10 protein-coding genes are annotated in these 6,426 nt (G+C 53.7%); 6 read left to right on the forward strand and 4 right to left on the reverse strand.

The genetic code is table 11. The features are described 5' to 3' along the window. Window positions 1-426: 426 nt before the first annotated feature. The 3 genes from OS190_RS20370 to OS190_RS20380 form a co-directional block, all read right to left on the reverse strand. Complete coding sequence (locus OS190_RS20370; protein ID WP_267160538.1) at window positions 427-726, reverse strand: type II toxin-antitoxin system RelE/ParE family toxin; 300 nt, start codon at window positions 724-726, stop codon at window positions 427-429. Further along, window positions 714-992: a CopG family ribbon-helix-helix protein gene (locus OS190_RS20375; protein WP_267160539.1), complete on the reverse strand. Its 279-nt coding sequence runs from the start codon at window positions 990-992 to the stop codon at window positions 714-716. Before OS190_RS20375 ends, OS190_RS20370 begins: the two co-directional genes overlap by 13 nt. A gap of 74 nt (window positions 993-1,066) precedes the next feature. Beyond that, window positions 1,067-1,537: a hypothetical protein gene (locus OS190_RS20380; RefSeq protein ID WP_267160540.1), complete on the reverse strand. Its 471-nt coding sequence runs from the start codon at window positions 1,535-1,537 to the stop codon at window positions 1,067-1,069. Between the two features lie 326 nt (window positions 1,538-1,863). Between OS190_RS20380 and OS190_RS20385 the strand changes: the two genes are divergently transcribed. From OS190_RS20385 to OS190_RS20410, 6 genes are all read left to right on the forward strand, one after another. Then, on the forward strand, window positions 1,864-2,724 hold the full coding sequence (locus OS190_RS20385; RefSeq protein ID WP_267160541.1) for a phage minor head protein: 861 nt from the start codon (window positions 1,864-1,866) through the stop codon (window positions 2,722-2,724). Continuing rightward, complete coding sequence (locus tag OS190_RS20390) at window positions 2,717-3,211, forward strand: hypothetical protein (protein WP_267160542.1); 495 nt, start codon at window positions 2,717-2,719, stop codon at window positions 3,209-3,211. Before OS190_RS20385 ends, OS190_RS20390 begins: the two co-directional genes overlap by 8 nt. A 1-nt stretch (window position 3,212) precedes the next feature. Then, window positions 3,213-3,809, forward strand: coding sequence for an alpha-ketoglutarate-dependent dioxygenase AlkB (locus OS190_RS20395; RefSeq protein WP_267160543.1), 597 nt, complete (start codon window positions 3,213-3,215; stop codon window positions 3,807-3,809). A 265-nt stretch (window positions 3,810-4,074) separates the two neighbouring features. Then, a complete protein-coding gene (locus OS190_RS20400; protein ID WP_267160544.1) occupies window positions 4,075-4,866 on the forward strand; it encodes a replication initiator protein A in 792 nt (263 codons plus the stop codon). After that, on the forward strand, window positions 4,863-5,093 hold the full coding sequence (locus tag OS190_RS20405; RefSeq protein WP_267160545.1) for a hypothetical protein: 231 nt from the start codon (window positions 4,863-4,865) through the stop codon (window positions 5,091-5,093). The genes OS190_RS20400 and OS190_RS20405 overlap by 4 nt, the downstream gene beginning before the upstream one ends. A 74-nt stretch (window positions 5,094-5,167) precedes the next feature. Next, complete coding sequence (locus OS190_RS20410) at window positions 5,168-5,908, forward strand: ATP-grasp domain-containing protein (protein WP_267160546.1); 741 nt, start codon at window positions 5,168-5,170, stop codon at window positions 5,906-5,908. A 4-nt stretch (window positions 5,909-5,912) separates the two neighbouring features. On the opposite strand, the gene OS190_RS20415 is transcribed toward OS190_RS20410, so the two are convergent. Beyond that, a complete protein-coding gene (locus tag OS190_RS20415) occupies window positions 5,913-6,284 on the reverse strand; it encodes a helix-turn-helix domain-containing protein (protein WP_267160547.1) in 372 nt (123 codons plus the stop codon). Window positions 6,285-6,426 lie beyond the last annotated feature (142 nt).

Here is a 6,426-nt window from a genome sequence, read left to right on the forward strand (position 1 = left end):
TTTTCCGGATACTTTGATCCTCGATCAATGCCGTGATCTTTTGAGCTTGGTCTTTCCAACTATCACGGTCAGCGCGGGTTTCTTCCAGCATCTCGCGCAATAGCTCAACTTCACGCTCTAACGCACTGGTTTCAGTGGGGGTAACTTGATCTAACATTTTTGTAGTAACGTCACTATCAAGAGAAACGGCAGGCCACACCCGGAAAAGCTCTGACGCCTCGATGATCCACCCTCCGCCGTCACGAGGAACCTGCTGAAAGCTTCCCTTTTTTTATGGCTCTTGTTATTGTTGGAACACTTTTTTCCAACTCTTTTCGCTGCCTGTGATGCAGATAACTCCATGCCGTAAACCAGCCCCCTTTCATGCTATAACTTATATAGTTTTTGAAAGGGTAACGCACTTACATCAGGCTATAAAGCCTTTGCTCAAGAAAGCTGGTACCCAACTTCTTTCTGATGACGCACGGCAACGACCAACGCCACGTCCTTCTCCAAGCGGTATAGTGCGACATATCCACTGGCGCCGAAGCTGATCGGCCATTCCTGAAACTCAGGGTCCATGTCATCTACGGGACGGCCAACATCCGGGTGCTCCGCAACAATCTGCATTCCGTCACGGATCGCGCTGGCCGCACGTCTGGCGGCATCAGGGTTCTTCTCAGCAAGAAAACGGTAGAGGCGCTGCACATCTGCCAGCGCCTCGGGCGACCAGATCAGTTGTGGCACTCAGGCGGCTCCTGATCGTCACCAGCGGCGAGCTGGGTCAGCCAAGCGTCCGCCTCGGCATGTGTCACGTGCAACCCGGTCTCCTGATATGCGTTCCAAGCACGAATGCCGTCCTGGCGGAACGCTTCGCGCTTTTCTTCACGCTCGAGGTATTGGGCAATCGCTTCGCGCATCATCCAATGCGGGGATCTATCCCGCGCTTCAGCAAGAACTTTCATGCGGCTGTGGACGTCTTCGTCCAGTTTGACGGCAACAGGGGTTGGCATGGCTTTTTCTCCATAGGTATCACTTTATAATACTTATGGAGAAAAAGCATTACCAGAGCTTATCTGGTCAGGTTTTACACACCGCGCTTGACCATGCGCTTCAGCTCGTCGGAAATCTTGAGCTCCAGCATGCTGCGCCGCCCGTCGGCCATGAGCGCAACCTCGTCCGCAAAGTCGAGTACCATTCCGGCCAGGTGCCGGATCTCCGCTTGGTCCGTTTCGCTGAACGGGAGGGATTGCCCCCGGTTCTTTGCGTCGTTCATCCGTTTGGCGATCTGAGAGACGTTGTTACCCACCTTGTTGAGCGCGCCCTTCATGGCAAGCAACGCCTCGGCCAGATCAGCGTCCGGCGCGGCCATACCTCCGACGTTCCGGATGACATTGCGCAAGGCTTCGCTCCGGTTCCGAACGCCGGCTTCTTTCAGCTTTTCATCGAACAGCGCCAGGTCCGCAGGCGACACGCGGCAGACCACCGTTTCGGTCCTGCTGCCTCGCTCGATCTGTATCTCTCGCATTAACTGCGCACAGCGATAAACCGTGCGCACGGTGACGCCATACTCCCGCCGCCAAAACCTCTGGGCGGACGCCTTCGCGCATTTTCTTGGCGATGGATTGGCGGGTTGTGTGATCGAGTCTGCGGGTCATTTGTCACAAATGTAATACCGTTGCTATTTCCTGCCACCCTCACACAACCGAAATCAAGCTCTCAAGAGGCAAACCTCCCGGAAATGGCTGCAAGCCGTCTGAAGGCGCTGTGAGCGGCTCTCAGGGTGTGCTGCATCAGAGAGGAAAGCCGCCGAACTCGTGGTTAACGTTTTCTAAAGCGCTCAACGGCACAAAGATGTGCTGAATAAACAACCTGGCGCGCGAAATGACTCTGATCGATCCTCAAGAGTATCGGGAAGCCTTTGTGCAATATCTGCGCAAGGGAACACCGATCCGGTTTGAGACGAAGAACATCCGGCCAACCACGCATTACGTCTGGCGGACACGTCGCGATGGCAAAGTGCGCTCGTCTCATGCTGAGCGCGAAGGTCAGGTTTTCTCATGGGACGATCCTCCAGAAGGTGGCCACCCCGGAGAAGATTATGGATGCCGCTGCACGGCGGAACCATACCTCCCACAAACTTCCGAATTCATGGAAATCTCCTTGCAGGGCGTTTCAGGCGGCGGTGCCGCTTGGAGTAGCAGGGATTTTGTGAACCACTACTACCGTGGAAACGGTAGAGGCGTCACCGTACGCGAGACCGGCCATCTTTCCGCAATCGTTGAGGAGTACATGGCTCAGGTGGAGAGCAAGCTGAAGGACCAAGTTGCCAGAGAAGCTCGAAAGAAACGCGATGGCAGTTTCGCTGACACGTTTTACAACACCTATGGCATGACTGGTGTCGTTTTCAGTATCGGTGATACGGTGATCGGCGGCGAATTTTCAGGGAACGTAGAAGAACAACATGGTGTCCTGAGCGTGGAAGGCTCGTTTGATTTCTATTTGAGGGACGAATTTGCCGACCCTGCCGACATAGGCATTGAGGTTATTGATCCGGGCGAGACAATCTTTGAGAACATCCATAGACCCCTCGATAATTATCTCAGGGGCCGTACCGGCCTTCCACCACGTGGCCCCCAACGGCTTGGGGTTCAAACCGGTGAACTGTATTCGATAACTGACGATTGGTCAGGGACGCTGAGCGGGCAAATCTACTTGGATCCTGCGCGAAGCGCCTATGGATAGATTCGGCTCCCTTTTGGTAATCGGAACGCTCTCTGCGGTTCTTACACTGGTATTCTTATGGGGAGTTCCGACGCACTGCGTGCAGCTTCCCAATGGCTTGAACATCGGCAAACAAGCTCTGATTGATCTGAACCGACCATATTTCAGACCAGATATCGTTCCCAAGTTTGACAACGGTCAATCGCTGCTACCCGGAGACGCCTGGCCGTTCTACGCCACGGAAACAACAGTTCACGGGCTCGCGCTAGAAGCCGATCCTGAAGATGATTTCTGGTTCGCATGGCGCGAAGACACAGGTTTGGTCCTCAAAGCTGAAGATCCTGCGCTTTACGAAAAACTCGTTTCAGAAGCTGGTGCGCCGATGGGAAACAAGGGCATCAATGTCGTAGGTTCTCATATGGTCATGATGGAGCTGAAAAGACGACCTGAATATACCGATCAAACCTGTCGGACTCGGTGGATCGTAGTTGGCACAGGGGACCTTTAGTTTGCGGTCAACCCAACTCTCATTTCGTCAGGATGAGTGGCCTGCCGGGCTAACCTACCAAGGAAACTACATCTCGGAGGATGAGACCGACAGGCTCGTCCAGGAGATCGACGCGGCCCCCTGGCGCACCGATCTAAAACGGCGGGTCCAGCATTACGGCTATCGCTACGACTACAAAGCACGGCAGGCGCGACGAGAAGATTACCTTGGGCCGCTGCCTGAGCTGTTCCAGGAGCTTGCGGAACGGTTGACCGGAGAAGGCCATTTCCAAACCGTCCCTGACCAGGTCATCGTCAACGAATACCAGCCCGGACAGGGCATCTCGGCCCATATCGACTGCCAACCCTGCTTTGGAGAGACAATCGCCTCCCTGAGCCTTCTCTCGGTTTGTGTGATGCGGTTTGCCTCCCAGACCCATTCTCAGCAAATGGAGCTACAACTCCAACCCGCGAGTCTGTTGGTTTTGAAGGGTGAGGCTCGCCACGTGTGGATCCATGCCATCTCATCAAGGAAAACAGATGTAATTGAGGGGCAGAAACATGTCCGTTCTCGCCGCATCTCACTGACGTTTCGAACCATGAAGTTCAAAAACCCCTAGTGTTAATAGTGTTACCTACGGAGTAGTGTTACGGGCCAAAAAATCAGCATTAACCACATGATCTAAAAACGGAAAACCATCCACCGGGTTCCGAAACTAACGAATTTGGGTTCCGAAACTAACGAATTTGGGTTCCGAAACTAACGAACGGATTTACCGCCTCAGGAAGGTTCCTAAAATAACGAATTTGGGTTCCTGAAAGCGCGAAGCAGCCAAGAGTTCCTGATATAACGAAATTTGGTTCCCAATATAACGAACAGGCGCTATGCTCGTCAGCATGCCATTGCTGCCAGATAGACACCCCCAGAAGGACTTCTTCATCCTGGACATCTCGGATGTTGTTCCGAAAGACGACATCGCATCGATGGAGCATCCGCTGTTCTCATTGGCGACCAAGCCAGACATGCGTCACCTCGAATATCGCAGCGGCGACAACAAGCTACAGATCATCCCCTCAGGGGTTGGCCTACCAACGATCTTCGACAAGGACATCCTGATTTTCTGCATCAGCCAGCTGATGCACAGAAAGAACCGAGGCGAGAAAATCGGCAAGCGCGTTCGCTTCTCAGCCCGTGAGCTGATGGTCGCCACCAACAGGAAAACAGGCGGGATTGAATACAAGCGTCTGGCACAAGCTTTCAACCGATTACGCGGCACCACGTTCCAAACGGACATCACGACGGGCAACCGGCGCGAAACACGCATCTTCGGCCTGATCGACGAAGGCGGCTTCGTCATGCAGGCAGACACCTGGCGGCTCGACTACTGCGAGGTCGTCCTCTCCGATTGGGTCATGCGCGCGATCGAGGCCAACGAGGTCGTCACAATCTCAAACGACTATTTCCGCCTGCGCCGACCGCTCGAACGACGCATCTACGAGATTGCCCGCAAACACTGCGGCGAGCAGAAAAAATGGCAGATTGGTCTCGCCAACCTCCAGAACAAAACAGGCAGCAACGCACCCCTCAAGAAGTTCCGCCTCAATATCCGTCAAATCATCGCCGGACGATCACATGCCGTTCTACCGCATGGAGCTGAACGACGGATGATCTGGTGATCTTCCGCCCCCGCAAGGCAAAGACCACGCTCACGCCTCCCATCACGCTACCTGACTGGGCCGAGGAAAAGGCCCGCGGGATCGCGCGGGGAAAGGGCTGGGACTACCACGCTCTACGCGCGAACTGGATGGAGTTTGCCCAGGATGAGGCTGGCAAGGGCAATCCCCCGCAGAACGCAGGGGCGGCCTTTGTGGCCTACTGCAAGAAACAGGAACGGCTAAGATGAAGAAAGGTCTGGCTTGAACTCGATGCAATGGATTTTGCAACATTTCGAAGACACAGGAGAAGCTGGCCAACGCTTTGGAGCGCCTCGGCATTTCCTACTCATGGCACAAGGTTGTCCCATTTGTCGGCGATCTTGATCCTGAACCAGAGATCGAAGATCGCAACGCAGTCGTCTTATTCGGCTCCTACACGCTTTGGCGCTATGCACAAAAAGAAGCGCTTAACCCTGGCGTCTTCAAAATCAGACCATTTGTTCACGAAAAGCCATGGCATCCGCACCTCCTAAACGGGGCCGACGCCTTGTTCCTGTCTCTCCAAGACATTCCTGAAAGTCTCCCCAACGAAGATCGCCTGTGGTTCATGCGCCCAGTCGATGACAGCAAGGAAGAACCTGGGCGCGTGCGCCATGCTTCGGAAATCATTGCACTGGCAAAGCGCGTATTGGCTCTGAACGAAGAGGAAATCCCCAAAGGCTCATTGCGTCACGATACCGAGCTTATGCTCACACAGCCCGCACAGATTTTGAAGGAATGGCGCATCTGGATCGTCAACGACGTCGTGCGCACCTTCTCGCTCTACAAAGAGGGATCACGGGTGATCTATCGACCTGAGATCGATCAAGACGCCGCTGACTTCGCAGAGCAAATGGTCCGACTTAATCCCGGTTATGCGCGCGCCTACGTGATGGACATCTGCCGCACCGAAACAGGATTAAAGATGCTGGAGACCAATTGCATCAATGCTGCAGGTTTTTATGCCGCCGATTTGCTCAAACTCGCAGATGCAATCCATCACATCGACGGCTACAAAGCCTAAACGCTCACCCACCAACCAAACGCGCCCAAAACCCCTTTTTCCGGATACTTTGATCCTCGATCAATGCCGTGATCTTTTGAGCTTGGTCTTTCCAACTATCACGGTCAGCGCGGGTTTCTTCCAGCATCTCGCGCAATAGCTCAACTTCACGCTCTAACGCACTGGTTTCAGTGGGGGTAACTTGATCTAACATTTTTGTAGTAACGTCACTATCAAGAGAAACGGCAGGCCACACCCGGAAAAGCTCTGACGCCTCGATGATCCACCCTCCGCCGTCACGAGGAACTGCTGAAAGCTTCCCTTTTTTTATGGCTCTTGTTATTGTTGGAACACTTTTTCCAACTCTTTTCGCTGCCTGTGATGCAGATAACTCCATGCCGTAAACCAGCCCCCTTTCATGCTATAACTTATATAGTTTTTGAAAGGGTAACGCACTTACATCAGGCTATAAAGCCTTTGCTCAAGAAAGCTGGTACCCAACTTCTTTCTGATGACGCACGGCAACGACCAACGCCACG

It is taken from the genome of Sulfitobacter sp. F26204 (genome assembly GCF_026410305.1).
Classification (GTDB): Bacteria; Pseudomonadota; Alphaproteobacteria; order Rhodobacterales; family Rhodobacteraceae; genus Sulfitobacter.

Bases quoted from the DNA above. Each gene is read 5' to 3' on its own strand.
- OS190_RS20375 (WP_267160539.1), bottom strand. From the start codon at position 992: ATGCCAACCCCTGTTGCCGTCAAACTGGACGAAGACGTCCACAGCCGC.
- OS190_RS20385 (WP_267160541.1), top strand. From the start codon at position 1,864: ATGACTCTGATCGATCCTCAAGAGTATCGGGAAGCCTTTGTGCAATAT.
- OS190_RS20390 (WP_267160542.1), top strand. From the start codon at position 2,717: ATGGATAGATTCGGCTCCCTTTTGGTAATCGGAACGCTCTCTGCGGTT.
- OS190_RS20400 (WP_267160544.1), top strand. From the start codon at position 4,075: ATGCTCGTCAGCATGCCATTGCTGCCAGATAGACACCCCCAGAAGGAC.
- OS190_RS20415 (WP_267160547.1), bottom strand. From the start codon at position 6,284: ATGGAGTTATCTGCATCACAGGCAGCGAAAAGAGTTGGAAAAAGTGTT.